The organism is Kitasatospora sp. Ki12, from assembly GCF_054601375.1.
In genome coordinates, this window is record NZ_BAAIHT010000002.1 from 2,376,103 (window position 1) to 2,397,700 (window position 21,598).

The 21,598-nt window shown below is 71.9% G+C and carries 29 protein-coding genes and 1 pseudogene; 16 read left to right on the forward strand and 14 right to left on the reverse strand.

Annotated features, from left to right (window positions below):
• Positions 1–65 precede the first annotated feature (65 nt).
• Together ACYP53_RS27925 and ACYP53_RS27930 are read left to right on the forward strand one after the other, a co-directional pair.
• The gene (locus ACYP53_RS27925; protein ID WP_459649467.1) at positions 66–419 is read left to right on the forward strand and encodes a hypothetical protein; all 354 of its coding nucleotides are present in this window, start codon (positions 66–68) and stop codon (positions 417–419) included.
• Complete coding sequence (locus ACYP53_RS27930; protein ID WP_459649468.1) at positions 416–688, forward strand: hypothetical protein; 273 nt, start codon at positions 416–418, stop codon at positions 686–688. The genes ACYP53_RS27925 and ACYP53_RS27930 overlap by 4 nt, the downstream gene beginning before the upstream one ends.
• A 60-nt stretch (positions 689–748) precedes the next feature.
• On the opposite strand, the gene ACYP53_RS27935 is transcribed toward ACYP53_RS27930, so the two are convergent.
• Entirely contained in the window at positions 749–949 is a 201-nt protein-coding gene (locus ACYP53_RS27935; RefSeq protein ID WP_459649469.1) for a DUF397 domain-containing protein, read from the reverse strand.
• Positions 946–1,773 (reverse strand): helix-turn-helix domain-containing protein, encoded by an 828-nt coding sequence (locus ACYP53_RS27940; RefSeq protein WP_459649470.1) that lies wholly within the window; start codon positions 1,771–1,773, stop codon positions 946–948. The genes ACYP53_RS27935 and ACYP53_RS27940 overlap by 4 nt, the downstream gene beginning before the upstream one ends.
• Before the next feature lie 168 nt (positions 1,774–1,941).
• Here ACYP53_RS27940 and ACYP53_RS27945 point away from each other — a divergent pair, with 168 nt between their 5' ends.
• The 7 genes from ACYP53_RS27945 to tgmC all read left to right on the forward strand — a co-directional run bounded on the left by ACYP53_RS27945 (position 1,942) and on the right by tgmC (position 5,850).
• A complete protein-coding gene (locus ACYP53_RS27945; protein WP_459649471.1) occupies positions 1,942–2,151 on the forward strand; it encodes a hypothetical protein in 210 nt (69 codons plus the stop codon).
• Positions 2,148–2,477 carry a DUF7848 domain-containing protein gene (locus ACYP53_RS27950; protein WP_459649472.1) on the forward strand — a complete coding sequence of 110 codons (330 nt, stop codon included), beginning with the start codon at positions 2,148–2,150 and terminating at the stop codon, positions 2,475–2,477. The genes ACYP53_RS27945 and ACYP53_RS27950 overlap by 4 nt, the downstream gene beginning before the upstream one ends.
• Positions 2,474–2,830, forward strand: coding sequence for a hypothetical protein (locus tag ACYP53_RS27955; RefSeq protein WP_459649473.1), 357 nt, complete (start codon positions 2,474–2,476; stop codon positions 2,828–2,830). Before ACYP53_RS27950 ends, ACYP53_RS27955 begins: the two co-directional genes overlap by 4 nt.
• A complete protein-coding gene (locus ACYP53_RS27960; protein WP_459649474.1) occupies positions 2,827–3,144 on the forward strand; it encodes a hypothetical protein in 318 nt (105 codons plus the stop codon). Before ACYP53_RS27955 ends, ACYP53_RS27960 begins: the two co-directional genes overlap by 4 nt.
• A 341-nt stretch (positions 3,145–3,485) precedes the next feature.
• Positions 3,486–3,746 carry a putative ATP-grasp-modified RiPP gene (gene tgmA, locus ACYP53_RS27965; RefSeq protein ID WP_459649475.1) on the forward strand — a complete coding sequence of 87 codons (261 nt, stop codon included), beginning with the start codon at positions 3,486–3,488 and terminating at the stop codon, positions 3,744–3,746.
• Complete coding sequence (gene tgmB, locus ACYP53_RS27970) at positions 3,746–4,711, forward strand: ATP-grasp ribosomal peptide maturase (protein ID WP_459649476.1); 966 nt, start codon at positions 3,746–3,748, stop codon at positions 4,709–4,711. The genes tgmA and tgmB overlap by 1 nt, the downstream gene beginning before the upstream one ends.
• The gene (tgmC, locus tag ACYP53_RS27975) at positions 4,708–5,850 is read left to right on the forward strand and encodes an ATP-grasp peptide maturase system methyltransferase (protein ID WP_459649477.1); all 1,143 of its coding nucleotides are present in this window, start codon (positions 4,708–4,710) and stop codon (positions 5,848–5,850) included. Before tgmB ends, tgmC begins: the two co-directional genes overlap by 4 nt.
• 153 nt (positions 5,851–6,003) lie before the next feature.
• Here the strand turns inward: tgmC and ACYP53_RS27980 are convergent, their stop codons facing one another.
• Positions 6,004–6,246: a GntR family transcriptional regulator gene (locus ACYP53_RS27980; RefSeq protein WP_459649478.1), complete on the reverse strand. Its 243-nt coding sequence runs from the start codon at positions 6,244–6,246 to the stop codon at positions 6,004–6,006.
• A gap of 169 nt (positions 6,247–6,415) precedes the next feature.
• Here ACYP53_RS27980 and ACYP53_RS27985 point away from each other — a divergent pair, with 169 nt between their 5' ends.
• A complete protein-coding gene (locus ACYP53_RS27985; RefSeq protein ID WP_459649479.1) occupies positions 6,416–6,886 on the forward strand; it encodes a hypothetical protein in 471 nt (156 codons plus the stop codon).
• Positions 6,886–7,059 (forward strand): hypothetical protein, encoded by a 174-nt coding sequence (locus tag ACYP53_RS27990; RefSeq protein ID WP_459649480.1) that lies wholly within the window; start codon positions 6,886–6,888, stop codon positions 7,057–7,059. Before ACYP53_RS27985 ends, ACYP53_RS27990 begins: the two co-directional genes overlap by 1 nt.
• Positions 7,060–7,131: 72 nt before the next feature.
• Here ACYP53_RS27990 and ACYP53_RS27995 read toward each other — a convergent pair.
• Both ACYP53_RS27995 and rpe read right to left on the reverse strand, forming a co-directional pair.
• Positions 7,132–7,305 (reverse strand): annotated as a pseudogene (locus ACYP53_RS27995) (pirin family protein); the annotation flags it as partial.
• 167 nt (positions 7,306–7,472) lie between these two features.
• Positions 7,473–8,156, reverse strand: coding sequence for a ribulose-phosphate 3-epimerase (gene rpe / locus ACYP53_RS28000; protein ID WP_189916876.1), 684 nt, complete (start codon positions 8,154–8,156; stop codon positions 7,473–7,475).
• A 281-nt stretch (positions 8,157–8,437) separates the two neighbouring features.
• Between rpe and ACYP53_RS28005 the strand changes: the two genes are divergently transcribed.
• Positions 8,438–9,289 carry an SCO6745 family protein gene (locus ACYP53_RS28005; protein WP_459649481.1) on the forward strand — a complete coding sequence of 284 codons (852 nt, stop codon included), beginning with the start codon at positions 8,438–8,440 and terminating at the stop codon, positions 9,287–9,289.
• A gap of 38 nt (positions 9,290–9,327) precedes the next feature.
• On the opposite strand, the gene ACYP53_RS28010 is transcribed toward ACYP53_RS28005, so the two are convergent.
• The 6 genes from ACYP53_RS28010 to ACYP53_RS28035 form a co-directional block, all read right to left on the reverse strand.
• Positions 9,328–9,978 (reverse strand): C39 family peptidase, encoded by a 651-nt coding sequence (locus ACYP53_RS28010; protein WP_459649482.1) that lies wholly within the window; start codon positions 9,976–9,978, stop codon positions 9,328–9,330.
• 266 nt (positions 9,979–10,244) lie between these two features.
• Entirely contained in the window at positions 10,245–10,838 is a 594-nt protein-coding gene (locus ACYP53_RS28015) for a DUF4188 domain-containing protein (protein ID WP_189916870.1), read from the reverse strand.
• A gap of 89 nt (positions 10,839–10,927) precedes the next feature.
• Complete coding sequence (locus ACYP53_RS28020) at positions 10,928–11,542, reverse strand: TetR/AcrR family transcriptional regulator (protein ID WP_459649483.1); 615 nt, start codon at positions 11,540–11,542, stop codon at positions 10,928–10,930.
• A gap of 71 nt (positions 11,543–11,613) precedes the next feature.
• Positions 11,614–12,600 carry an aldo/keto reductase gene (locus ACYP53_RS28025; protein WP_189916866.1) on the reverse strand — a complete coding sequence of 329 codons (987 nt, stop codon included), beginning with the start codon at positions 12,598–12,600 and terminating at the stop codon, positions 11,614–11,616.
• A 103-nt stretch (positions 12,601–12,703) separates the two neighbouring features.
• A complete protein-coding gene (locus ACYP53_RS28030) occupies positions 12,704–13,525 on the reverse strand; it encodes an ABC transporter permease (protein WP_459649484.1) in 822 nt (273 codons plus the stop codon).
• Positions 13,525–14,541 carry an ATP-binding cassette domain-containing protein gene (locus ACYP53_RS28035; RefSeq protein ID WP_459649485.1) on the reverse strand — a complete coding sequence of 339 codons (1,017 nt, stop codon included), beginning with the start codon at positions 14,539–14,541 and terminating at the stop codon, positions 13,525–13,527. The genes ACYP53_RS28030 and ACYP53_RS28035 overlap by 1 nt, the downstream gene beginning before the upstream one ends.
• Positions 14,542–14,645: 104 nt before the next feature.
• Between ACYP53_RS28035 and ACYP53_RS28040 the strand changes: the two genes are divergently transcribed.
• Positions 14,646–15,404, forward strand: coding sequence for a TetR/AcrR family transcriptional regulator (locus ACYP53_RS28040; protein ID WP_459649486.1), 759 nt, complete (start codon positions 14,646–14,648; stop codon positions 15,402–15,404).
• Positions 15,405–15,531: 127 nt separating this feature from the next.
• Positions 15,532–15,957 carry an ML domain-containing protein gene (locus ACYP53_RS28045; RefSeq protein WP_189916849.1) on the forward strand — a complete coding sequence of 142 codons (426 nt, stop codon included), beginning with the start codon at positions 15,532–15,534 and terminating at the stop codon, positions 15,955–15,957.
• A 27-nt stretch (positions 15,958–15,984) separates the two neighbouring features.
• Here the strand turns inward: ACYP53_RS28045 and ACYP53_RS28050 are convergent, their stop codons facing one another.
• Together ACYP53_RS28050 and ACYP53_RS28055 are read right to left on the reverse strand one after the other, a co-directional pair.
• Positions 15,985–17,364, reverse strand: a complete 1,380-nt coding sequence (locus ACYP53_RS28050; RefSeq protein WP_459649487.1) for a pyridoxal-phosphate dependent enzyme — start codon at positions 17,362–17,364, stop codon at positions 15,985–15,987.
• Positions 17,365–17,542: 178 nt separating this feature from the next.
• Complete coding sequence (locus ACYP53_RS28055; RefSeq protein WP_229928657.1) at positions 17,543–18,103, reverse strand: DUF3885 domain-containing protein; 561 nt, start codon at positions 18,101–18,103, stop codon at positions 17,543–17,545.
• A 138-nt stretch (positions 18,104–18,241) separates the two neighbouring features.
• Here ACYP53_RS28055 and ACYP53_RS28060 point away from each other — a divergent pair, with 138 nt between their 5' ends.
• Together ACYP53_RS28060 and ACYP53_RS28065 are read left to right on the forward strand one after the other, a co-directional pair.
• Positions 18,242–19,387, forward strand: coding sequence for a serine hydrolase domain-containing protein (locus ACYP53_RS28060; protein ID WP_459649488.1), 1,146 nt, complete (start codon positions 18,242–18,244; stop codon positions 19,385–19,387).
• A complete protein-coding gene (locus ACYP53_RS28065; protein WP_189916843.1) occupies positions 19,384–19,941 on the forward strand; it encodes a hypothetical protein in 558 nt (185 codons plus the stop codon). Before ACYP53_RS28060 ends, ACYP53_RS28065 begins: the two co-directional genes overlap by 4 nt.
• 149 nt (positions 19,942–20,090) lie before the next feature.
• On the opposite strand, the gene ACYP53_RS28070 is transcribed toward ACYP53_RS28065, so the two are convergent.
• A complete protein-coding gene (locus tag ACYP53_RS28070) occupies positions 20,091–21,482 on the reverse strand; it encodes an alpha/beta fold hydrolase (RefSeq protein WP_459649489.1) in 1,392 nt (463 codons plus the stop codon).
• Between the last annotated feature and the right edge of the window lie 116 nt (positions 21,483–21,598).

Consider the following 21,598-nt stretch of genomic DNA (forward strand, 5'->3'; position numbering starts at 1 on the left):
TAGAGTCACGGAAACTTTCTGAAAACACTTGTTCGAATCAGTACTACTACGTAGGGTCAATGCTCATGCCGCAGAACGTCACCGTACGCATGGATGTCGAGGTCGCTACGAACAACCCGTCCGGTCAGATCGTCTGGCGCGCGTGTCCGAAAATCGGCCCCGGCGCTGCCGGACGGGCGTTGTTCATAGCAAGTTGGGGGGAACTGGTGAAGGTACTGGAGCAAACCGGGAGCATGGCCGGACGGCTGATCCCGCGCCGGAGTACGAGCGGGTACAGGGTTACGGCCCACCACGACATCCCGGGCGGCATCCTCCTCGGCCTGGCCGAGTGGCACCGTTCCGTCGAGACAGGGCTCTGGCGCCCCGCCCTCTGCTGGACGGCCGGAGAGCACGCGTCGTACGAGGGGCGGATGGCATGAAGAAGCGGCACTTCATCGCGGTTCGCGGCACGGCCGCGGAGGCATGGGAACTGGCCCTCCGACTTGGCCAGGTCCTTGTGCAGGCCGGCGTCACGGAGCGGTACGGCATGCAGGCCCGGAAGGTCCCGGGAACCCGCTCCGATCAGGCCGTCGGCGTGTACCTGGTCGACCGGCACCCCGGGGAGTCGTACCCGTCGAGCCTGACGTTCATCACCCCGACCGGGGAATCCCGCAGGCTTCCGGCTGAACTCATGGCCCTCGCCGCATAGCAGCAGAAGGCCCCGTCACTCTGGGGAGGAGTGGCGGGGCCTCAGGGCGGCAGGCGTGCGTCAGATGTTGCCGAACTCGCCGGAGCGGACGGCGGCGACGAAGCTCGACCAGGCGTCGAGGGGGAAGACGAGGGCCGGGCCCTCAGGGTCTTTGGAGTCACGCACAGGGACGGCGCCCGGCATGGCGTTGGCCGATACTTCGACACACTCTCCGCCGTTGCTGCTGTATGAAGACTTGAACCATGCAGGTTCGGCGGTCACGGCAGTTCCTTCCTTCGCTCCCTGATCAGAGCCACAGAATCCGCCTGCGAAAGCGCCATGGCCTGTAGCTGATAGTAGGTCCCGAGGATGGGCAGCACGGCACCGCTGTCCCTCTCCAGGTTGCCCTGCTGCGAACTCTCCGCGTAGGACATGAGCGACCGGTCCTTGAAGGTCAGGATGTACACCGGAAGATCAAACGCGCGATCAGCACCGAGGGTCAGCGGGGCAACCTGGAGCATCGTGTGCGGCAGGCTGGCGAACTCGATCAAGGCGTCTAGCTGGTCAGCCATGACACCGGCATCGCCGATCGGCCGCTGGATACAACTCTCGTCCAGGACAGCGTGGATCACCGGTGGCGACTCTCGTCGCAGTTTTGCCTGTCGGCGCGCGAGGACAGCAACCCGCTTGTCAGCCGTCTCCGGTGTGATGCTGCCGCGCCGTACTGCGCCCGCTGCGATCTCCCGTGCGTAGTCGAGCGTCTGGAGCACCCCGGGGACGATGCCCAAGGTGAACAGCCGTAGCTCCGTCGCCTTAGCTTCTTCGGCCACGTACGCCGGGAACCCTTCGAGAAGCGGGGAGGAATCGGCTTCGCGCGCCTTGTCCGTAAAGGCACGCCCCATGCCAAACGCTTTGTCAAGTTTACGTGTGACAGGTGGAGTTGCGCGCCGGTGACCATTTTCGAGGTGCGAAATGTGGGTGGGCGTGCAGCCGATCAGATCTGCGACGTCCTGCTGCCTCCACCCTCGTGCCTCGCGTGACTTGCGGAGAAACGCACCGAAGTCTGCTGCCGGAGAAGCCTCAGGGTCTAACTCGGACCGGTTCATGGGACCAATTTTCTTACTTAGCAAGCGGATCCGTCTGGTTGAACACCGACCGAGCGTAGAGGACAGTTGGCGCCCCCGGTAGTCATCGAACTACGGAACGGAGCCACCATGGCGCGCAGACGCACCCCCACGCCCCCCATCAGCCGGCCCAAGCCGTACCGCCCGCAGATGGGCGAGTTGATCAAGGATCGAACGACCGGCCTTCACGTCGTCTTCATGGAAGCGCGGGGCGGCAAGGCCCACGTCCGACCCCGTGGCGGCGGACTGGAACGGGAGATCGATCCGTTCGACGTCGAGCCGTTGCCGGGCGCTCCGGTGGTCGAGCACATCATTCCGAACCCGCGGCACGACTCGACCAAATCGGCGGACGTCGCGTGATCCGGGACGACGGGCTGTGGACGCCCGACCAGGCAAAGCGCCGGCTCGGCGTGGCCCGGATCGAGTCCGAGACGGTTACGCGGCACAGCGAGTGGACGATCCAACGCGACCCCGGTCCGGACGTCACCTCGGCCTCGTTCATCCTCACCTGCGTGGCCGAGGACGAGAGCGGCAAGCGGTGCCACGCCAACTCCGGCACGGTGCAGACGGACGCCGGGTACGGAGAGTGGGTTCGGCGGCACGTCTGGGGCCACCCGAGTCACCGGTCGTACCGCCTGTTGGCCGAGTTGCCGATGGTGATGGTACCGAAGGTCGAACCGCTGTGACCATGCTCGAACTCGCCGCCGCAACGACCGTGTTGGCGGGCATCGCTGCCGCCGACCGGCCGTTGCCGGCCCAGGCCGACGACGGAAACGAGTGGGTGTCCGGCGACTGCTGGTTCTACTGCGGACGCCGTGGGTTGCCGGTGCTCTGGCTCGGTCCCGCGACCTCTCCCGGTGGGCTGACCGCCCCGCTGTACGCCTGCACCGAGTGCATCGCTCAGATCAACGACCGAATTTGGGAGTACGCCGGGACGCGCGACGTTCGGGTGATGCCCGCCCGTGGTCGGCACGCCCGGCCCCGCCCCCGCCGGCCGTTCTGGCGGATTCCGGCACTCGACCGAGAGGAGGCCAGGTGAACCGAAGGAAGTCGCTCCGCGCACAGCTCGCGGCGGCAACCCTCGCTCGGTGGATCCTGGAGAACGGCACTCCGGAGATGTGGGCCCGGATCCTCATCGAGCCGATCCCGCACGTGAACCTCGGTGAGCGTGTTCGGGCGCAGGCACATCACGTGATCTACCGCGCGCGAAACTGGTCGATCGGGGCGTGCCGCCGAGTGCGGTGGCTGCTCGCGTCCTCCCGCGGACGCAAACGGTTGACGGAGCGGGACCTCGACCGGTTTCTCGCACGCCACCCGCAGTACGCCGTCGTGGTCGAGCACAGCGGCGGGTAGCTCTACCTCCCAAGACCGCCCGCCCTGGTCGCGCGCACACAGGCCCGCCCCTCCCCGTAGGTGAGTGCCGTGCATCCCCCCGGACCGCGCCCAGGGCGGGCTCCTACTCGGCTACCAGGTTGAGTACCCAGCTTTCCCCCTGCCTGCACACCGCAGGCCCCAGACTCCCGCTCCGAGCTTTGGTTGAGGTCCATTCCGCTCGGAGCGGGTTCCCAAGCCCCCACCCCGGCCGTCCCCCACCCTGGACAGGTCGAGCCGGCCGGGGTGGGATTACACAACTCGACCGCCTGGACGAGTTGTTGAGCCTGTCAGCACCACCACGAAATGGAGGCGCAGCACAGATGGCAACTGCACCGTGGGGTACCACCCGCATGGGGCCGTTCACGGCTACCGTTCCGGTCCCGCAGTACACGCCCGTCATCGACCCCGAGACGCAGATCGCGGTGATCGTGGACGAGCACGGGCGCACGGTCGAGCTGGGTGGTCACGGCACCAGCACGAGCGGCCTGACGCCCACCACGACCACGCCCGACGGTAACCCGGGCGGGCCGACGGACGCCGACAGCACCGAGTCCTACGACCAGGACCAGAGCAACGGCTGATGAACGACCGAAGCGGGTCGGTGCTGGTACTGACCAATCCCCTTGACGTGACTGCGGATGCGGTACTGCGGGTGCTCGCCGAGCGCCGGGTTCCGGTGGTCCGTCTCGACCCCGGCACCGACCTGCACACGGGTGCCTCGCTGACCGCCACGTACCGCACGGGCGACCAGCGGGGCACCCTGCGCACCGCCAGCCGGGAGCTCGACCTCTCCGCCGTCCGGTCCGTCTGGGTACGCCGGGCCTCGCCCTACGAAGGCCCGTCCGAACTGGACGGGCAGGACCGCCGGTTTGCCGCCTCGCAAGCCCTGTGGGGTGCGGGCGGCATCCTCGCGTCACTCCCCAACGCGCACTACGTGAACCATCCCTGGGCCAACCGTGCAGCCGAGCACAAGCCGGCACAGCTGGCGGCCGCGCAGCGCTCTGGGTTCCGGGTCCCCGACACAGTGATCACAAACAGCGCGGACGAGGCCCGGGAGTTCGTGGCGGACCAAGCCGCCGGGGCGGTGTACAAGCCGTTGTGGAATACCCCCTACTCGGTCGGCGGGCAGCCCCACGCCGTATGGGTGCGCGAGGTCAGCCCGGCCGACATCACCGACGCCGTGTCCGCGTGCCCGCACCTCTTCCAGGCGAAGGTGCTGAAGCTGTTCGACGCACGGGTGACGGCCGTCGGCAATCGCCTGTTCGGCGTCCGGATCGACAGTCCTGACCTCGACTGGCGGCGCCGCCAGGACCGGATGACGTGCACGCCGATCGACGTACCCGAGCCGGTCGCGCGTTCGGTCGCCGCCTACCTCGGTCAGCTCCGTTTGGTCTATGGCGCGTTCGACTTCGCGGTGACCGCCTCGGGCGCCTGGTACTTCCTTGAATGCAACCCGAACGGCCAGTGGGCGTGGCAGCCGGCCGATACCACTGAGGCGATTGCCCACGCCCTCTCCGACCAGCTACAGAAAGGCCGTGACACATGAGCACACCGGCTGAACTCCGCGCCGCTCTGGCTGACAGGCTGACCAGGCACGGCACGCTGACCGAACGCGAGTGGGAGAGCGCCGCGCGGGCCGTTCCGCGAGAGCTCTTCGTCGGAAGCTACTTCGCTCCGGTCGCCGGCAGCGTTCCGACCAGCTACCGACCCGTTCGCGAGGGCGAGCCCGGATGGCTGGAGGGGATCTACGATGACCTGACGTTGGTGACCCAACTCGACGGCCGCATCGGGCCCGAGGACACCCACGGGGAGACCGTGACAGGTGTCCCGTCATCGTCGTCCACCCTCCCGTCCGTCGTACTGCGCATGTGGCAGCAGCTCGGCGCCGAGGCCGGGCACCGGGTACTGGAGATCGGCACCGGAACCGGGTACTCGACTGCCCTCGGAGCGCACCGGCTTGGGGACGCCAACCTCACCAGCATCGAGTACGACCCCACGGTCGGCACGGCAGCCGCAGCGGCGATCAAGGCTGCAGGATTCTCCCCCCGGCTGATCATCGGAGACGGGCTGCGAGGCGACCCGGACGGCGGGCAGTACGACCTGCTCATCGCCACCTGTTCAGTCCGATACATCCCGCTCTCGTGGCTGCACCAGATCAAGCCCGGCGGTCGAATCCTGGTCACCCTCTCCGGGTGGAGCTACGCGAACGCCCTCGTGCTGCTCGACGTGACTGGTCCTGGCGAGGCCACCGGCCGGTTCCTGACCGACCAAACCAGTTTCATGATCGCCCGCCCCCACGACCGGCCGCCTCGCCCGACACTGGACCTCCTGCCCGGCAAGGAGCGTCCGACCCGCATTGACCCGGCGACGCTGGACAGTTGGACCGCCGGGTGGGTAGCCCAACTCGCTGCACCCGGGGCAATCCGCATGGGTGTGGGGGCTCAACAGATCCTCTGGGACTTGGCCACCGGATCGCAGGCCCGGACGGCGCCCAACCCCAACGGTGGGTGGACCGTAACTCAGCGCGGGCCCGTCGCCCTGTGGGACCAGGTCGAGCAAGCGGTTCAGTCCTGGCAGACCGCCGGTGAGCCGTACCAAGATTGCTTCGGGATCACCGTGTCGGCGACCGGACAGCGGGTCTGGCTCGGCGCCAAGGAGGGGCCCGGATGGGATCTGCCCGTCTGAGCCTGGCCGGGCTTGACCCCGGCGAGACCCCGCCGCGAGCGGAGGTCGACCCGTGATCAACCCGTAATGGAAGTCCCCTACCGCGAGGGGAATGGCCCCGCCCAACCGGAACATCCTGGGCGGGGCCTACTCGTCTCCAACACCCTCACCAGCCTAGCTGGCAGGAGACGCCGCGATGACGCGTGAGCCCCGGCCCCACGTGGTTTCGATCAGGCCGCGTTCGCGAAGTACCCCGATCGCCCGGCGGGCCGTCCCCCGGGAGACGTCGAACGTCTCCATCAAGGCCGACTCCGGCGGGACCGGGTCGCCGACGTTCAGTACGCCCGCCTCGATGTCGCGAGACAGCGCATTGACGATCTTCATGTACGGCGGGACCTGGCGGCTCTGGTCGGGCATGCGCTGAGCGTAGTCAACACCCTCCAACTAGGCCACTTATACCTGTTGAACGTATGGACATCTTGTACGTGTCGAACTACGCTCGATACAAACAACAAAACCCCTGGCAACTGCGGACACAGTCACCAGGGGCAGGCATCCGAGCAGCTATTGGGAGCTGATCTTCGCCATGCGCAACCTTATCCTGGGCACCCTTCTCCGGGTGTGCCGGTTCCTGCTCACCCCCTCCGGCCGGCACCCCGCCACCCGCGGCACCATCGCACCGAACCCCGCCCCCTCGCCTATGAGGGCAAACTGCGCACAGAACCGACCGGTCCCGGCCCACCTCCTCGCCCTCACCATCCCCCTGACGCCGCCCCGACTCATCCCGCCATACCTCGCGGCCTGGGAGGCCCTGCCCGATGAGACGAAGGAAGCGCAGCGACAGGCAAACGTCCGGACGGCGTGGCCCCGGTGGGAGAAGGTGCGGCACACCGAACTGAGCCGCCGCCTCGCGCGACCCCAGCGGGCGGAGCAGCCGAGCGTCATGGCGGCCCGGCGGGCGTGCGCCTTCGCCGCAACCCTCGACCTCCCCGACCCGGTTCACTACCTGGACGACGCCACCAACGCCGACCGGGAACTCATCGGGGCGGTGGCCTAATGACCCACACCCCGAAGCCCGCTGTACACGTCTGCTGCCTCTGCGCGGACAACGGCGCGCACGTGACCGCCGTGGGCGCCCAGGAGGCCGCGAGCGGCCCGGGACAGGTCCTCTACGCGTGCCCCGACTGCGCCCCGTCCGTGCGGGCCGTCTTTGCCATCGGCGACAACTAGCACCACCCGCCCCGCCCGGGAATGCCGGGCGGGGTTCCTTATACCCCTCGGAGTCATCTAAAGGGTGTGGACTTCGACGAAGCACCAGGCGCCGACCATCCGGCGGCCGAGGTTGGGGAGCAGGCGGCGGACCACCGTGCTCTCGCCGAGCTGGACGTGACGCGGCGTCAGCAGATCCTTCACCGGGCCGCCGCCGGCCTCGCGGCCGCAGACGGTCGGGGTGGGCTTGAGGTCGAGGTTGCTCATCGCGGTTCCACCACCGTACGAGGGGGGCCGGGCGCGGAGGGGCCCGTCGTGACCGATCATCCGGCACGGTCCGACGTTCCTCCACCCGCACCCGGCCATCCGGCGGTCAGGCGGTGAAAGGGCGGTGGAGCGGTGAAAGGCTTGTGGGGCGACAGGTGGCGGGCGCCTCAGTGGCCGCAGGCCCACCAGGCGTCCGCCGAGGCCTGGTCGGCGAGGTCCCGGAGCTTGCGGACGGCCTCCGCCGGGTCCTCGGCCCCGTAGACGGCCGAGCCGGCCACGAAGACGTCCGCGCCGGCCTCGGCGCAGCGCTCGATGGTGCTCGCGGAGACGCCGCCGTCCACCTGCAGCCACAGCTCCAGGTCGTGCTTGGCGATCAGCTCCCGGGTGCGGCGGATCTTGGGCAGCATGATGTCGAGGAACGCCTGGCCGCCGAAGCCGGGCTCGACGGTCATGATCAGCAGCATGTCGAGCTCGGGCAGCAGGTCCTCGTAGGGCTCGATCGGCGTGCCCGGCTTGAGCGCCATCGAGGCCCGGGCGCCCTTGGCGCGGATCTCGCGGGCGAGCCGGACGGGCGCGGCGGCGGCCTCGACGTGGAAGGTGACCGAGCCGGCGCCGGCCTCGACGTACTGGGGGGCCCAGCGGTCCGGGTCCTCGATCATCAGGTGGAGGTCGAGCGGGATGTCGGTGGCGCGGGCCAGCGACTCGACGACCGGGACGCCCAGGGTCAGGTTGGGCACGAAGTGGTTGTCCATGACGTCCACGTGCAGCCAGTCGGAACCCCGGACGGCCTCGGCCTCGTCGGCGAGCCGGGCGAAGTCCGCGGACAGGATGCTGGGGTTGATCTGGGCCATGACCGACTACCTTCACACGAGGGCTGGTGGCGCCCCGGGAGCGGGCGCCTCGCCCCATCATCTCGCGCCGCGTGCCGCCGGCCGCACACCGCGACCCGCCCGTGACGGGCATCACAGCGCGCCGGGGATTACCGGGGCCTCCGCCGTGGTCATCAGCCATTGAAGCGGTCCGCGCGCCCGCCCGAGCGGTCCGAGCCACGGGCCGCCGCGGCACCCGCCGGGCCGTCCGACCAGCCGAGCTCCCGCACCCACCCGGAGCTCCGTCCGAGAAGGGGCCCCCGATGGCCGATCTCGTCCACCCCGCCCGCGCGCTGTGGTGGCTCTTCGAGCCGGTGCACGCCGTCAGCTACTTCCAGCCCGAGGGGCGCGCCGCCTTCGAGGAGGCCGGGCTGCACGGCCGCCTGCGGAGCTACTTCGCCAACCGTTCGGCCCCGCTCGGCGCGGTGGACGCGGCGCCGGTGGTCGCCGCGTTCTTCAACTTCGCCCCGGCGATGGTCGAACGCGCCCTGCCGGAGGTGTGGACGCTCGCGAGCCCGGAGGAAGCGCTGACCGCCCGGCTGAAGGGCGCGTCGGCGACGCTGGCCCGGCTGCTGGAGCACGTGGACCCGGCCCAGGTCGAACTGGTCGCGGACGCCCTGGAGCAGGCCGCGTCCCGACTGGACTGCGCCGGACGGGTGCTGGCCGCGGCCAACGCCGCGCTCCCCCGGCCGAGCGGCCTGTACGAGCGGCTCTGGCAGGCCGCCACCGTGATGCGCGAACACCGCGGGGACGGCCACGTGGCCGCACTGGTGGCAACCGGCCTGGACGGCTGCGAGGCCCTGGTGGTCCGCTGCGCGATGGACATGCGGCGCGAGGCGATACAGCCGCTGCGCGGCTGGACGGACGCCGAGTGGGAGGCCGCGGCGGAACGCCTGGTCGAGCGCGGCTGGCTGACCGAGCGGGGCACGGTCACCGAGCTCGGGCGGATCGGCCACCAGGCCCTGGAGGCCGCCACCGACCTGGCCGCCACCCGGGTCTGGGACGACTACCCGCGCGCCGAACTCGACCGGCTGGCGGCGGCGTTGAAGCCGATCTCGGCGCTCTGTCGCAGCCAGCTGCCGATCAACCCGGCGGGGCTGCCCGACAACCCGTAGGCCGGCCACGCCGGGGACCCACCACGCCCGGGCGAGCCCTACGTCCCGGGCGGGCCCAGGACGATCCCCCGCCCGGCGTAGAACGCCCCGAACGACCGCCACGGCACCCGCGCGAAGGCCTGCGACTCCCCCGGGAACCCGGACGGGTTGTGGATCACCAGCGCGGTGTCCGTGGCGCCCACCGCCAGCACCAGGTGGCCGCCACGCCGCACCGGCTCCGGCCCGGCCGGCTCCCGGATCGACGGGTGCACCGAGAGCATCACCAGCCGCCCGCCGGCCACCTCGGCCGACACCTCCTCGGGCGTCAACTCCCGTGCCCGCGCCGCCAGTCCCCAGCGCCGCCGGACGTACTCGGCGAACGGCACGTGGATCAGCCCGCGCAGGCTCTCACCGTCCCGCACGTACGCGCCGGCCGCCGTGCACTCGCCGGCGAGCGCCATCGCCGTCGGCGTCACGCCCCACCAGTGCTCCAACGCCATCCGCAGGCAGGCCACTCCGCACAGCCGCCACGACCACCAGGCGTACTCCTCCGGGTCGGCCGCCCCGGACTGCCCCCACCGGGGGTCGGCGGCCGCGTCCAGCCGCCCGTCGACGATCTCCCGTACGAGCTCGGGCGACTCCCACTGCGCCCGGTACGGCACCTCGTGCACCACCCGCGCCGGCCGCGCGGCGCTGCCCAGATCCACCATCCCCCGACGCTCTCACGCCGGGGCGACCGTCCGACTCACGACACTCTTGAGTATCCGTACTCAGGCACCCGACCTGCGGCTTTCCGTAGCGTGGGCACGCCGCGGACAGCGCGGCCGAGTCCATGGGAGGCAGCGGTGGCGAAGGTCGTTCCGGCGGTGGTGGGAGTGCTGGCCGTGCTGGCGGCGGGCGCGCTGGTCCTCATCGCGCCGTGGCTCTACCTGGCGGCCACCATGGGCCCGGACTCGCCCGACTCGCCCGCCGCCACCTACGCGCCGGCCGTACCCGCCGTGCCGTCCCCCACGACCGCCTCGCCGTCCCGCTTCCCGGCACCGCTGGAGTCCCCCGCCCCGCCGGTCTCGCTCGACCGGTAGGCCAGCCGCTGGGCCGCGCGCCGGCCGCGCTGCTCCACCGGGATCGCGCCGGTGGCGCCGGCCAGGCCGAACGGCGGCATGTCGAAGTAGATCGACTCGTACCCGCCCTCCGGCACGACGTACGTCTCGTGCCAGAGCCCGACGTGACCGCGGATCCGGCCCTCCCGCATCTTGCGGTTGGCGATGCCCCACACGGTGTGGTGGAAGCCGTCCGGCGCGCTCGCGTAGCCGTACAGCTTCTCCTTCGACTCCCAGTACTGGACGACGTAGTAGGTGCGCGGGGAGGCGGTGAGCAGGATCCGGCCGAGGAGGCCGCGCTCGGGCGACCGGCGCAGCTCGTACAGCATCCGGAACATCGCGAACATCACCGGGCCCCAGTGGTGCACGGCCCAGAATCGGTTGATCCGCATGCCGATCAGCAGCACCACGGTGTCGCCGGTGGCGGCGGCGGTGGTGTAGCCCCGCAGCGGCTTGGCGAAAAAGGGCATCCGTGCCTCCCCGTACCCGCACCCCATGTAATCGGTGATTACATCAGCGCGCGTCGACCCGGTCAAGGCTCGTCACAGCCCCAATCCGACTACTGCGCGGGCCGGTTGGCGATCCCCTGCCCGAAGGCGTCGAGCACCTGCGCGGCCAGCTCCTCCGCCTTCTCGGCGGGCAGGTAGCCGTCCACGATCATCTGCGCCAGCCCGTACACCAGCGCCTGCCCGGCCAGGGCGACCAGCGCCGGATCCCCGGGGCGCAGCCGGCCCGCCTCCTGGTCGACGACGACCACGTCCGTCAACGCCCGGTCGATCCCGTCCAGTTGCGCCCGCAGCTCCGGCTCCCGCACGGCGGTGAACACCCGCGAACGCACCAGCTCGAACCGCCGCGGGTGGCGCACCGCGTACCGGACGAACCCCAGCCCGACCGCCCGCATCACCGAGCCGCCGTCCGGCCCGGCGGCCGCCACCTGCGCCTCCTGCCAGCCCACGAAGTCCGCCAGCACCCGGTCCGCCAAGGCCGTCAACAGCGCCTGCCGGTCGGCGAAGTGGCGGAACGGCGCCCCGGCCGACACCCCGGCCCGCCGGGCCACCTCCCGAACGCTGACCTTCTCCGGCCCCTGCTCGTCCAACACCTCGAACGCCGCCGCCACCAAGGCCTCCGGCAGCGCCCCGTGATGGTACGCCGCCCGCTCCCTCGTCTCGCTCATGTCTGCCTTGCTACCACAGCCGGTCGGCCCCGCCCCCATCCACCGGGGGCGGGGCCGGGGCCTCCCGCCGCTTACCAGGCGTAGTCCTCCGGGGCGGGCTGGTGGCCCGGGAAGAGTTCGTCGAGGCGGTCGAGGGTCTTCCGGTCGAGTTCGAGGTCGAGTGCGGCGAGGGCGGCGTCGAGGTGGGCCGGGGTGCGGGGGCCGATGATGGGGGCGGTGACGGCCGGGCGGGAGAGCAGCCAGGCGAGTGCGAGGTCGGCGGGGTCGGTGCCGAGTTCGTCGGCGAAGTCCTCGTACGCCTGGATGCGGTCGCGGTGCTCGGCGAGGAGCTCGGAGGCGTGGCCCAGGGCGCTGCGGCCGCGGGTGCCCTCGCGCTCCTTGCGCAGGACGCCGCCGAGCAGGCCGCTGCGCAGTGGGGACCAGGGGAGGAGACCGAGGCCGTAGTGCTGGAGGGCGGGGATGACCTCCAGCTCGACGGCACGGTCGAGCAGGTTGTAGAGGGACTGCTCGCTGACCAGGCCGAGGAAGTGGCGGGATCGGGCGGCCTCCTGGGCCTGGGCGATGTGCCAGCCGGCGAAGTTGCTGGAGCCGACGTAGACGATCTTGCCCTGGGCGACCAGGACCTCCATCGCCTGCCAGATCTCCTCCCAGGGCGTGGCCCGGTCGATGTGGTGCATCTGGTAGAGGTCGATGTGGTCGGTCTGCAGCCGGCGTAGGCTCGCCTCGACGGCCTTGCGGATGGCGAGCGCGGAGAGCTTGCCGTCGTTGGGCCAGTCGCCCATGTCGGCGTAGGCCTTGGTGGCGAGGACGGTGCGCTCGCGGCGGCCGCCGCCCTGGGCGAACCAGCGGCCGATGATCTCCTCGGTGCGGCCCTTGAGGTTGCCGTCGGCGTCGCGGCCGTAGGCGTTGGCGGTGTCGAAGAAGTTGATGCCGCGGTCGTGGGCGGTGTCCATGAGGCGGTGGGCGTCGGCCTCTTCGGTGTGCGGGCCGAAGTTCATGGTGCCGAGGCAGAGGCGGGAGACGGTCAGGCCGGTGCGGCCGAGGTGGGTGTACTCCATGGCGCCCCACCCAAGACCACACCGGCCCCCCTGTCCAGCACATTTCACGGGCGTGCCGGTCCCCCTGCCCACCCCCCGGGCACGCCCCCGCCGGACCCCTCGGTCACCGCCCGTGCGTGGCGAACTTCCTTACGGCGAGCGGCACGCAGAGCGCGAGCAGCGCGGCGCTCCAGAGCAGCGCGGCGAGCGTGGCGTGCTGCATCGGCCAGGCGGATCCGGGCGCCGAGGGGTTGCCGAAGAGCTCCCGGCAGGCCTGGACGACGGAGCTGATCGGGTTCCAGTCGGCGACGAGGCGCAGCCAGCCGGGCATGCCGCCGGTCGGCACGTACGCGTTGGTGATCATCGCCAGCGGGAAGACCGCGACCGAGAGCTGGCCGGCCGCCTCCTCCTTGCCGACGGCCAGGCCGAGCAGCGTGCCGGCCCAGGTCATCACGAACCGGAAGAGCAGCAGCAGCGCGAACGCCCCTGCCGTGTCGGCGAGTCCGTGCCGGGCGCGCCAGCCGGCGGCGAGCCCGACCAGGGCCAGCAGCGCCAGGACGACCACGCTGACCAGCAGGTCGGCGAGGGTCTGCCCGAGCAGCAGGCCGGTGCGGGAGACCGGCATGGAGCGCAGCCGGTCGGTGACCCCGCGCCCGACGTCGCGGGCGGCGCCGACCATGGTGGGCATGACGCCGTTGGTGGCGACCATGGCGAACAGGCCGGGCATCAGGAACTCCCGGTAGTCCCCGCCGCCCGGCACCCGCATGGCGCTGCCGAAGACGTACCCGAAGACCACCACCATGACCACCGGGACGCCCAGGGAGGCGGCCAACAAGCCCGGCGAGTGGCGGTAGTTGAGCAGGACGCGGAGCATCGACGTCCAGGTGTCGGCGACCAGCCGGCCGGCAGTGGACGGCCGCGGCGCGGCGAGCACGACGGTGGCCATCAGGCGGCCCTCCCCACGGCACCGGCGGAGCCCGCGCCGTCCCCTTGCTCGGAGTCGCCGTCCCCTCGCGCGGAGCCTCCGGTCAGCGACAGGAACACGTCGTCCAGCGACGGCGCCCGCACCGCCACGTCCCGCGCGACGACCCCGGCGCCGTCCAACTCCCGTACCAGCGCGGGCAGCAGGACGGAGAAGCCGGGCACGGTCAGCACCGTGACGGTCCGCTCGGCGATGTCCACCTGTGCGTCGTCGCCCGTCATCGCCGACAACACCACGGCCGTGGCGGCGAGTTGTCCGGCGTCGGCCAGGGTGACGGAGACCTGGCTGCCGATAGCCGCCTTGAGCCGGTCCGGTGGGCCGGTGGCGATGGCGGCGCCGTGGTCGACGACCACGATGTCGTCGGCGAGCCGGTCGGCCTCCTCCAGGTACTGGGTGGTGAGCAGCACGGTGGTGCCGCCGTCGGCCAACTCCTTGACGGTGTCCCAGATCTCCTGCCGGCTGCGCGGGTCGAGCCCGGTGGTCGGCTCGTCCAGGAAGAGCACGGGCGGGCTGGTGACCAGGCTGGCGATGAGGTCGAGGCGTCGGCGCATGCCGCCGGAGTAGGTGCGTACGAGCCGGTCGGCGGCCTCGGCGAGGCCGAAGCGGGCGAGCAGTTCGTCGGCGCGCTCGCGGGCCCGGCGGGTGCCGAGGCGGTGCAGCCGGCCGAGCAGGCGGAGGTTGTCGCGCCCGGTGATGCCCTCGTCCACGGCGGCGTGCTGTCCGGCGAGGCCGATGGCGCGTCGGACGTCCTCGGCGGCGCGGACCACGTCGTGCCCGGCGACCCGGGCGGTGCCGCTGTCGGGGGCGACCAGGGTGGCGAGAACGCGTACGGCGGTGGTCTTGCCGGCGCCGTTGGGGCCGAGGAGGCCGCAGACGGTGCCGGCCGGGACGGTGAGGTCGAGGCCGCGCAGGGCCTCGGTGGCGCCGAATCGTTTCCGCACGCCCGCCATCTCGATGGCGGGCCGGGTGGTGTCGGACATGGCTCTGCCCTTCTCTAGGTACAGCGTACGTAGAAGTGCGTGCGGGCGCCATCGTACTACGTACGGCGTACGTATCTAAGATGGGGAACCGAGGTGATCTTCCAGTGCCGTCCAGCGATCCCAGCCAGTCCAGCGAACCCAGCGCGCCCAGCCCGTCCGGCAGGCCCACGCCCCCCGAGGCCCCGGAACTGATCTGGCTGCGCCCCGAGCGCACCGGCCGCGGCCCCCGGCCCGCCCACAGCCGTGAGTCGATCGCCGCGGCGGCGATCACGATCGCCGACACCGAGGGCCTGGACGCCGTCTCGATGCGGCGGGTCGCGGCCGCGCTCGGCGCGGGCACCATGTCGCTCTACAACTACGTGCCGAAGAAGGAGCACCTGCTCGACCTGATGCTCGACGCCGTCAGCGGCGAGTACCGGCTGCCGCCCGAGCCCAGCGGCGACGTCCGGGTCGACCTGACCCGCCTGGGCCACGAGCAGCTCGCCATCTTCCGCCGGCACCCCTGGGTGGCGGCCCTGGTCCTGACCCGCCCGAGCATCGGCCCCAACGCCCTGCGCTACACCGACCACTTCCTCGGCGTCACCGCCCCCTCCGGGCTGGCCGGCGGTGCCCGGATGGAGGCGATGGCGATGTTCAACGGCTTCATCTGCCAGTTCGCCCAGTACGAGCAGACGGCCGCCGCGGGCGCCAAGTGGCAGGCGGAGATGGTGGGTTACCTCACCCAGGCGGCCATGAGCGGCGCCTACCCGCACCTGGCCCAGGCGTTCGCCACCGCCGGCCCGCCCCCCGACCCGGACCGGGCCTTCGACCGCAGCCTGGACCGGGTCATCTCCGCCATCCTGGCGCCCCCGGCGGAGGGCTGACGGCAGGGTGGATGGATCACCCGTTCGAGTGGTTTGAGGGGCGCGTCACGAGAGCGCCGGCGGCCGGTACACCAGACTGAGCCGCCGTCGTGCTGATCAACGCCCCTCACCACTATGGAGAATTCCGATGACCGGTTGGGAATACGAGAACGTCGGCTTGCCGACGGACCCGCTGCAGATCGAGAGCATCACGGTCACCCCGGACCCGCCCACCAGAGGACAGGCCGACGTCTTCACCATCAAGGCCGCGGCACTCGCGGACATCGCGGACGGCGCCTACCTCCACGTCACCGTCAAGCTCGGCCTGATCAAGCTGCTGACGAAGCAGTTCGACCTCTTCTCCGAGCTGCGCGGCGAGGGCGGCCTCAAGCTGAGCTGCTCCACCAGCGACGGCAAGAACCCCATCCCGAAGGGCGACACGACGCTGACCCTCACGATGGACCTGCCGAAGGAGACCCCGCAGGCGAAGTTCGGCATCGATGTCCGGGGTTACACGGTGGACGACGACGACCTGCTGGCGCTCAAGGTCAAGGTCGACTTCATGAAGCCCTGAGCCTCCCCCCGCCAGGCGGCCACGGGCCTACCCGTCGGCCAACTCCGCCCGCGGCAGTACCCCGGCGACCCGCCCGTCCACCAGCACCGCCACGGCGGGCCACGTCTCCCCCAGCGCCGCCCGCGCCTCGGCCGGCGACTGCCCGACGCCCACCGTCGGCAGCGCCGGCCCGAGCAGCGCGCCCAGCGGATCGTCCGGCTTGGCGCCGCCGTCCGTGAGCGCCGCCGTCAGCACCTCCCGGGACACCGAGCCGACCACCTCCGTCGCGCTCACCCCGAACGGCCGCGCCGGCCGCGCCAGCACCGCCGGGGCGACGCCGCCCGGCGCCTCCCGCAGAACGGCCAGCGCCTCGCCGACGGTCGCGTCGGCGGCGACCGTCACCAGCGGGCCGGCGCCGTCGAGCAGGTCCCGCAGGCCGTCCGCCTCCTCCAGGAAGCCCCACGCCCGCATCCACCCGTCGCTGTGCACCTTGGACAGGTAGGAGCGCCCGGAGTCCGGCAGCAGCACCACGACCAGGCCGTCCGGGCCCAGCCGCCGGGCCACCCGCAGCGCCGCCGCGACCGCCGCACCGGAGGACGGGCCGGCCAGGATGCCCTCCTCCCGGGCGAGCCGGCGTGCCGTCAGCAGCGACTCGCGGTCCGGGATCCGCTCGAAGGAGTCGATCACCTCCGAGCGGTAGGCCTGCGGCCAGCGGTCCTCGACCGTCTCGGGGTGGAGGAAGTGCCCGATGCTCTCGACGAACCACGGGCTGCCGTCGCCGCCGCCGTACGAGGAGGACTCCGGGTCCGCGCCGATCACGGTCACCGTGCCGCCGGAGGCCTCCTTGAGAAATCCGCCGGTTCCGGTGACGGTGCCGCCGGTGCCGACGCCCGCGACGAAGTGGGTCACCCGGCCGCCGGTCTGCTCCCAGATCTCGGGGCCGGTGGTCCGGACGTGCGCGTCGGGGTTGGCCAGGTTGTCGTACTGGTTGGCGAGCCAGGCGCCGGGGGTCTCCGCGACGAGCCGCCTGACCACGTTGAACAGGTGCCGGGGGTCCTCCTGCGCCACCGAGGTCGTCGCGAGCACCACCTCGGCGCCGTACGCCCGCAGGATGTCCGCCTTCTCCGGCGCCGACTTGTCCGACACCCCGGCGATCACCCGGTAGCCGCGCTGCCGCCCGACGATCGCCAGCCCGATGCCGGTGTTGCCGGAGGTCGCCTCGACGATCGTCCCGCCCGGCCGCAGCAGGCCGTCCCGCTCGGCGGCCAGGACCATCGACAGCGCGGCGCGGTCCTTGACGCTGCCGCCGATGTTGAGGAACTCGGCCTTGGCGTAGACCGGCGCGGCGATCCCGGCGCCCAGCCGGGCGAGGCGGAACAGCGGCGTCCCGCCGATCGCGTCGAGGACGGATTCGTACACTGCGGTCATCCTGGGCTCCTTCATCCGGCCGGCCGGCCCGCTGGGGACCCGGTCCGGCCGGCACGGCGTGTGCGGACGTACCGCCCGAGCCTGCCCACCCCGACGCCCGGATAGCCGTCCCGCTCTCCGTCCTGCTCGCCGTCCCGGTAGCCGTCGCCGCGCGCTCCGCCGGCGAGCCGAAGCCGCCTCACAACCCCCGCGGGTGCCGGGACAGCCAGTCGGCGTGCCGCTCCTTCAGCCGGTCTCGCTCCTCCGTGGTGGTGAGGAACACGTCCGCGCCGCCGTCGTACGGGTGGTAGAGCCGTCGCATGCCGGTGTCGGTGACGATCACCCCGCCCTCCACGTCGTCGGCGACCCGGCGCAGCAGCCGGTCCAGGCAGCCCCGCCGCCACCGCCGCCGCTCCACGAAGACGTGGCAGTAGGTGCGGAACTCCGGGTCGGGGTCGTCCGTCTGGAGCCAGGTCCGCCAGTGCTTCGCGTCCCGGCGCATCCGGGGGACGCTCGACCTGACCGTCCACCTCGGTGTCATCACGTACACCTCGGCGCCGGCGAAGAGCTCGTCCAGCACGGTGTTGTAGCGCTCCAGCAGGATCGCGTACTCGTGCTCGTCGTCGGCGTAGCGCTTGGACTCCGGCAGGCTGTGGAAGCGCACCCAGACGTCCCGCTCACCCCGGTCGATCTCGTACCCGACGGGCTCGCTGCCCGGCCACCGCCGCTCCCAGAGCGCGGTCAACGCCTCCCGGTCCACCCCGGCCCCCTCTCGATCGCCGCCGAGTCTGTCACACCCGCCCCACCAGCCCCGACCTGCCGAAATCCCCTCGTCACGGCCGCCCGGCTCCCGTAGCGTGGTCCGGTCGATCTTGAAGTCAGAACGGGGCACCCCATCATGCAGCAGCAGTACCAGGGCTGGGCCGACGAACGCTTCGGCGCGGTCGCGGACGTCTTCGCCGCCAACTTCGCGGAGTTCCCCGAGCTGGGCGCCGCGGTCACGGTGTTCGTCGGCGGCCGCAAGGTGGTCGAGCTGTGGGGCGGCACCGCCGACGAACGCACCGGCCGCGCCTGGACCCAGTCCACCGTGGTGCCGGTCTTCTCCTGCGCCAAGGGCCCGGTGAGCATCTCCGCGCACCTGCTCGCCCAGCAGGGCCGGCTCGACCTGGACGCCCCGGTCGCCCGCTACTGGCCCGAGTTCGCGCGCAACGGCAAGCAGGCGATCACCACCCGGATGATCCTCGGCCACCGGGCCGGCCTCCCGGCCCTGGACGCGGTGCTCTCCTTCGAGGAGATCGCCGCCTGGGATCCGGTGATCCGGGCCGTCGAGGCGCAGCAGCCGCTCTGGGAGCCGGGCACCGCGTACGAGTACCACGGCCATGTGTTCGGCTTCGCGGTCGGCGAGGTGATCCGGCGGATCACCGGCCTGACCCCGGGCGCGTTCCTGCGCAAGGAGCTCGCCGAGCCGCTCGGCCTGCCGGTCTGGATCGGTCTTCCGGAGAGCGAACTGCCGCGGCTGGCCCGGCTGGTGGAGGCCGAGGGCCGCCGCCCGATGCCCGGCCCGGAGCACCTGCTCACCCGGATCGTGACGATGAACGGCGCCCTGGTCTTCCCCGGGCTGGACGTGCCGCACGGCTGGAACGACCCCGCCCTGCACGCGATCGAGCTGCCCGGCGCGGGTGCCGTCGCCTCCGCCACCGGCCTCGCGGGCCTGTACGCGGCGGCGGTGACCGGTCTGGACGGCGGCGAGCGGCTGCTCTCCGCCGACACCGTGACCGACGCGGTGCGCGAGGTCTCCTCCGGCGCGGGCTTCCTGGGCTTCGACATGGGCGCCCGCTGGGGCTCCGGCGTGCTGCTCGACTCCCCGGCCTTCCGCCGGCTGCTCGGCGGGCGGAGCTTCGGCAACGACGGTGCCGGCGGCCAGTTCGCCTTCGGTGACGACGAGTTCGGCGTCGGCTTCGCCTACGTCGCCAACCGGATGATCGGCCACGGCGACGCCCGGGCGACCCGGCTGGTCGACGCGGTGCGCGGGTGCCTCGGGTGACGGACTTCCTCACCCTCCTCACCGGCCTGGCGACCACCGGCCGTCTCGGCGAGCTGCACTACGGTGCCTCGCTGCCCGAACTCGCCGCCCGCTACGGCGATCCGTGGGACGGCGGCCGGATCCACCGCGACCGGCGCTGGCCGCACGCCTTCGGCTTCGGTGACGTGCAGACGGTGTTCTGCCGCTGCCGGGAGCTCCGTTCGCTCTCCCTGCCGATCTGGCACGGCGAGCTCGAACTCCCGCAGCGGGCGGGCGAGTCGGTGACGCTCCCCACCCGGGTCACCGAGACCGAACTGATGGCCGCGCTGACGGCCGGCGGCCGCCCCTGGCAGACGATCACCTACGAGAACCTGCCGGACCAGCGCAATCTGCTGCTCTCGCCCGCCGAGGAGCTCCGGGTGGAGCTGGTCCTCACCAACCGCGAGTGCCATGACGAACCGCCGTCGGAGGAGTGGGTGCTGCACAAGGCGGTGATGTGGGGCTACGACCACGCCGACTGTCCCGAGCCGGACCGCTCGCTCCCCGACGACGGCTGGGGCGCGGCCGAACTCTGAGCCCGCGAAGGCCTGTTCGGCGAGGAGGCCGGAGCGACCCTTCCCCGGAAAGCCGCGGTGGCGGCCCGTTCCCACCCCCGTGAGAAACGGACCGCCACCGGCGACCCCCGCGCTACTCCCGCAGCTTCTGCAGCGCTACTTAGGCAGCGCTACTTCAGCAGGAAGTCGTACACCGCCTGCCGCCCGGCCGGGTCGGCCGCGCGGGTCTGCACCGAGTGCGCCGCCCCGGGGACGATCACGATCTGCGGCTTGTGCGTCGACTTCGCCTGCTGGTACAGCCATTCGTACGGCGTGGACAGGTCCCGGTCCCCGCCGAGCAGCAGCACCGGCACATTGGGCAGCTTGCGGTGCGCCGGCGGCGTCGGCGGCACCGGTTCGCGCGGCCAGTCCAGGCAGACCAGCAGGCTGCCGAGCCCGGTCGCGGTGGCGGCGTCGTACGGCCAGGTCTGTTCGGTGGTCAGCCGCTGCCGGGTGCGTTCCAGCGCCGCCGCCCGGCCCGCGACCGGGGTGTCCGTGGTGCCCCACGGATAGGTCCCGTCGGCGCAGAGGGTGGCGGCGTGCAGGCCCTGGCTGAGGAACTCGGCCGGCGCGGCGTCGTTCTTGCGCACGTCGTCGATGAAGGCCTGGAGCTTGGCCGGCTGCCCGGCGGCGGCCTCGTGCAGTGCCTCCGGCACCCCGCCGTAGTCGGGGTCGGCGAACTCGTAGCTGGTGAGCGCGTCGAGGATCTGCGCCCCGTTGCCGTACCTCCGGACGGTGGCGGCGAGGTCGGCGGCCGGGTCGGTCGTGCAGCCGGTGGCCTGGCAGGCGGTGCGCAGCACCCGTGCGGTGGCTGGCAGCGCGATCAGGTCGAGCGGGTCGTAACCCTGTTGCGGCACCACCGAGTCGAGCACCAGCCGGGCCACGTGCGCCGGGTGGGCGAGGGCGTACCGCTCGGCGACGAAGGTGCCGTACGAGACGCCGTCGATGGTGAGGCGCCGGTCGCCGAGGGCCTGGCGCAGCAGGTCCATGTCGGCGACGGTGTCCGCACTGCTGTAGTAGCGGGCGTTCGGGCCGAGGGTGGCCGCGCAGTCGGCGATGGACTGCTGGCGCGGCACGGCGAGGTCGGAGGAGCCCATGTCCTCCTGCAGGCCCGGGCACTGCAGCGCCCGCTCGCCGGTGCCGCGCTGGTCGAACATGATCAGCCGGTAGTCCTTGAGGACGGGCGTGAGCTTGCTCGCGATCCGCCGGATCAGCGGCACACCGGGCTGGCCGGGGCCGCCGGCGAGGAACAGCAGGTCGCCCTTGGGCGCGTCGGCGTTCCCGGTCATCGCCACGTCGAGCTGAAGGCTGCCGGGGGTGGCGCCGCTGTGGTCGAGCGGCACGGTGAGGGTCCCGCAGGTGAACTCGGGCGCGCCCTGGCAGGGCGCCTGCCCGGCGATCCCGCCGCCGTGCCGGGCCGGCTCGGCCGGCGCCGCGAGGGCGGGCGTGGTGGCCAGGGTGCTGCCGGCGACCATCGCGACGGCGCCCAGCAGGGCGGCCACGCGACCGCGCGTGCTCGTCATGTTCGTCCTTCCGTCGCGCCGCGTCCGTGCTGACGCGGTCACGGGAATCAGCTTGGGCCGGGGTGACCTCGAACGCGAGCATTCGTGCCAGGATTCGACCAGGGTCGAAACGTCGG

What these genes read in the sequence shown, in the direction of transcription:
- ACYP53_RS28045 (WP_189916849.1), top strand. Translation starts at nt 15,532, where the DNA reads ATGACCGGTTGGGAATACGAGAACGTCGGCTTGCCGACGGACCCGCTG.
- ACYP53_RS27945 (WP_459649471.1), top strand. Translation starts at nt 1,942, where the DNA reads ATGGGCGAGTTGATCAAGGATCGAACGACCGGCCTTCACGTCGTCTTC.
- ACYP53_RS28005 (WP_459649481.1), top strand. Translation starts at nt 8,438, where the DNA reads ATGGCCGATCTCGTCCACCCCGCCCGCGCGCTGTGGTGGCTCTTCGAG.
- ACYP53_RS28020 (WP_459649483.1), bottom strand. Translation starts at nt 11,542, where the DNA reads ATGAGCGAGACGAGGGAGCGGGCGGCGTACCATCACGGGGCGCTGCCG.
- ACYP53_RS27930 (WP_459649468.1), top strand. Translation starts at nt 416, where the DNA reads ATGAAGAAGCGGCACTTCATCGCGGTTCGCGGCACGGCCGCGGAGGCA.
- ACYP53_RS27980 (WP_459649478.1), bottom strand. Translation starts at nt 6,246, where the DNA reads ATGCCCGACCAGAGCCGCCAGGTCCCGCCGTACATGAAGATCGTCAAT.
- ACYP53_RS28060 (WP_459649488.1), top strand. Translation starts at nt 18,242, where the DNA reads ATGCAGCAGCAGTACCAGGGCTGGGCCGACGAACGCTTCGGCGCGGTC.
- ACYP53_RS27985 (WP_459649479.1), top strand. Translation starts at nt 6,416, where the DNA reads ATGCGCAACCTTATCCTGGGCACCCTTCTCCGGGTGTGCCGGTTCCTG.
- rpe (WP_189916876.1), bottom strand. Translation starts at nt 8,156, where the DNA reads ATGGCCCAGATCAACCCCAGCATCCTGTCCGCGGACTTCGCCCGGCTC.
- ACYP53_RS27925 (WP_459649467.1), top strand. Translation starts at nt 66, where the DNA reads ATGCCGCAGAACGTCACCGTACGCATGGATGTCGAGGTCGCTACGAAC.
- ACYP53_RS27940 (WP_459649470.1), bottom strand. Translation starts at nt 1,773, where the DNA reads ATGAACCGGTCCGAGTTAGACCCTGAGGCTTCTCCGGCAGCAGACTTC.
- ACYP53_RS28050 (WP_459649487.1), bottom strand. Translation starts at nt 17,364, where the DNA reads ATGACCGCAGTGTACGAATCCGTCCTCGACGCGATCGGCGGGACGCCG.
- ACYP53_RS28070 (WP_459649489.1), bottom strand. Translation starts at nt 21,482, where the DNA reads ATGACGAGCACGCGCGGTCGCGTGGCCGCCCTGCTGGGCGCCGTCGCG.
- ACYP53_RS27990 (WP_459649480.1), top strand. Translation starts at nt 6,886, where the DNA reads ATGACCCACACCCCGAAGCCCGCTGTACACGTCTGCTGCCTCTGCGCG.
- tgmB (WP_459649476.1), top strand. Translation starts at nt 3,746, where the DNA reads ATGAACGACCGAAGCGGGTCGGTGCTGGTACTGACCAATCCCCTTGAC.
- tgmC (WP_459649477.1), top strand. Translation starts at nt 4,708, where the DNA reads ATGAGCACACCGGCTGAACTCCGCGCCGCTCTGGCTGACAGGCTGACC.
- ACYP53_RS28035 (WP_459649485.1), bottom strand. Translation starts at nt 14,541, where the DNA reads ATGTCCGACACCACCCGGCCCGCCATCGAGATGGCGGGCGTGCGGAAA.
- ACYP53_RS28025 (WP_189916866.1), bottom strand. Translation starts at nt 12,600, where the DNA reads ATGGAGTACACCCACCTCGGCCGCACCGGCCTGACCGTCTCCCGCCTC.
- ACYP53_RS28010 (WP_459649482.1), bottom strand. Translation starts at nt 9,978, where the DNA reads ATGGTGGATCTGGGCAGCGCCGCGCGGCCGGCGCGGGTGGTGCACGAG.
- tgmA (WP_459649475.1), top strand. Translation starts at nt 3,486, where the DNA reads ATGGCAACTGCACCGTGGGGTACCACCCGCATGGGGCCGTTCACGGCT.
- ACYP53_RS28015 (WP_189916870.1), bottom strand. Translation starts at nt 10,838, where the DNA reads ATGCCCTTTTTCGCCAAGCCGCTGCGGGGCTACACCACCGCCGCCGCC.
- ACYP53_RS28030 (WP_459649484.1), bottom strand. Translation starts at nt 13,525, where the DNA reads ATGGCCACCGTCGTGCTCGCCGCGCCGCGGCCGTCCACTGCCGGCCGG.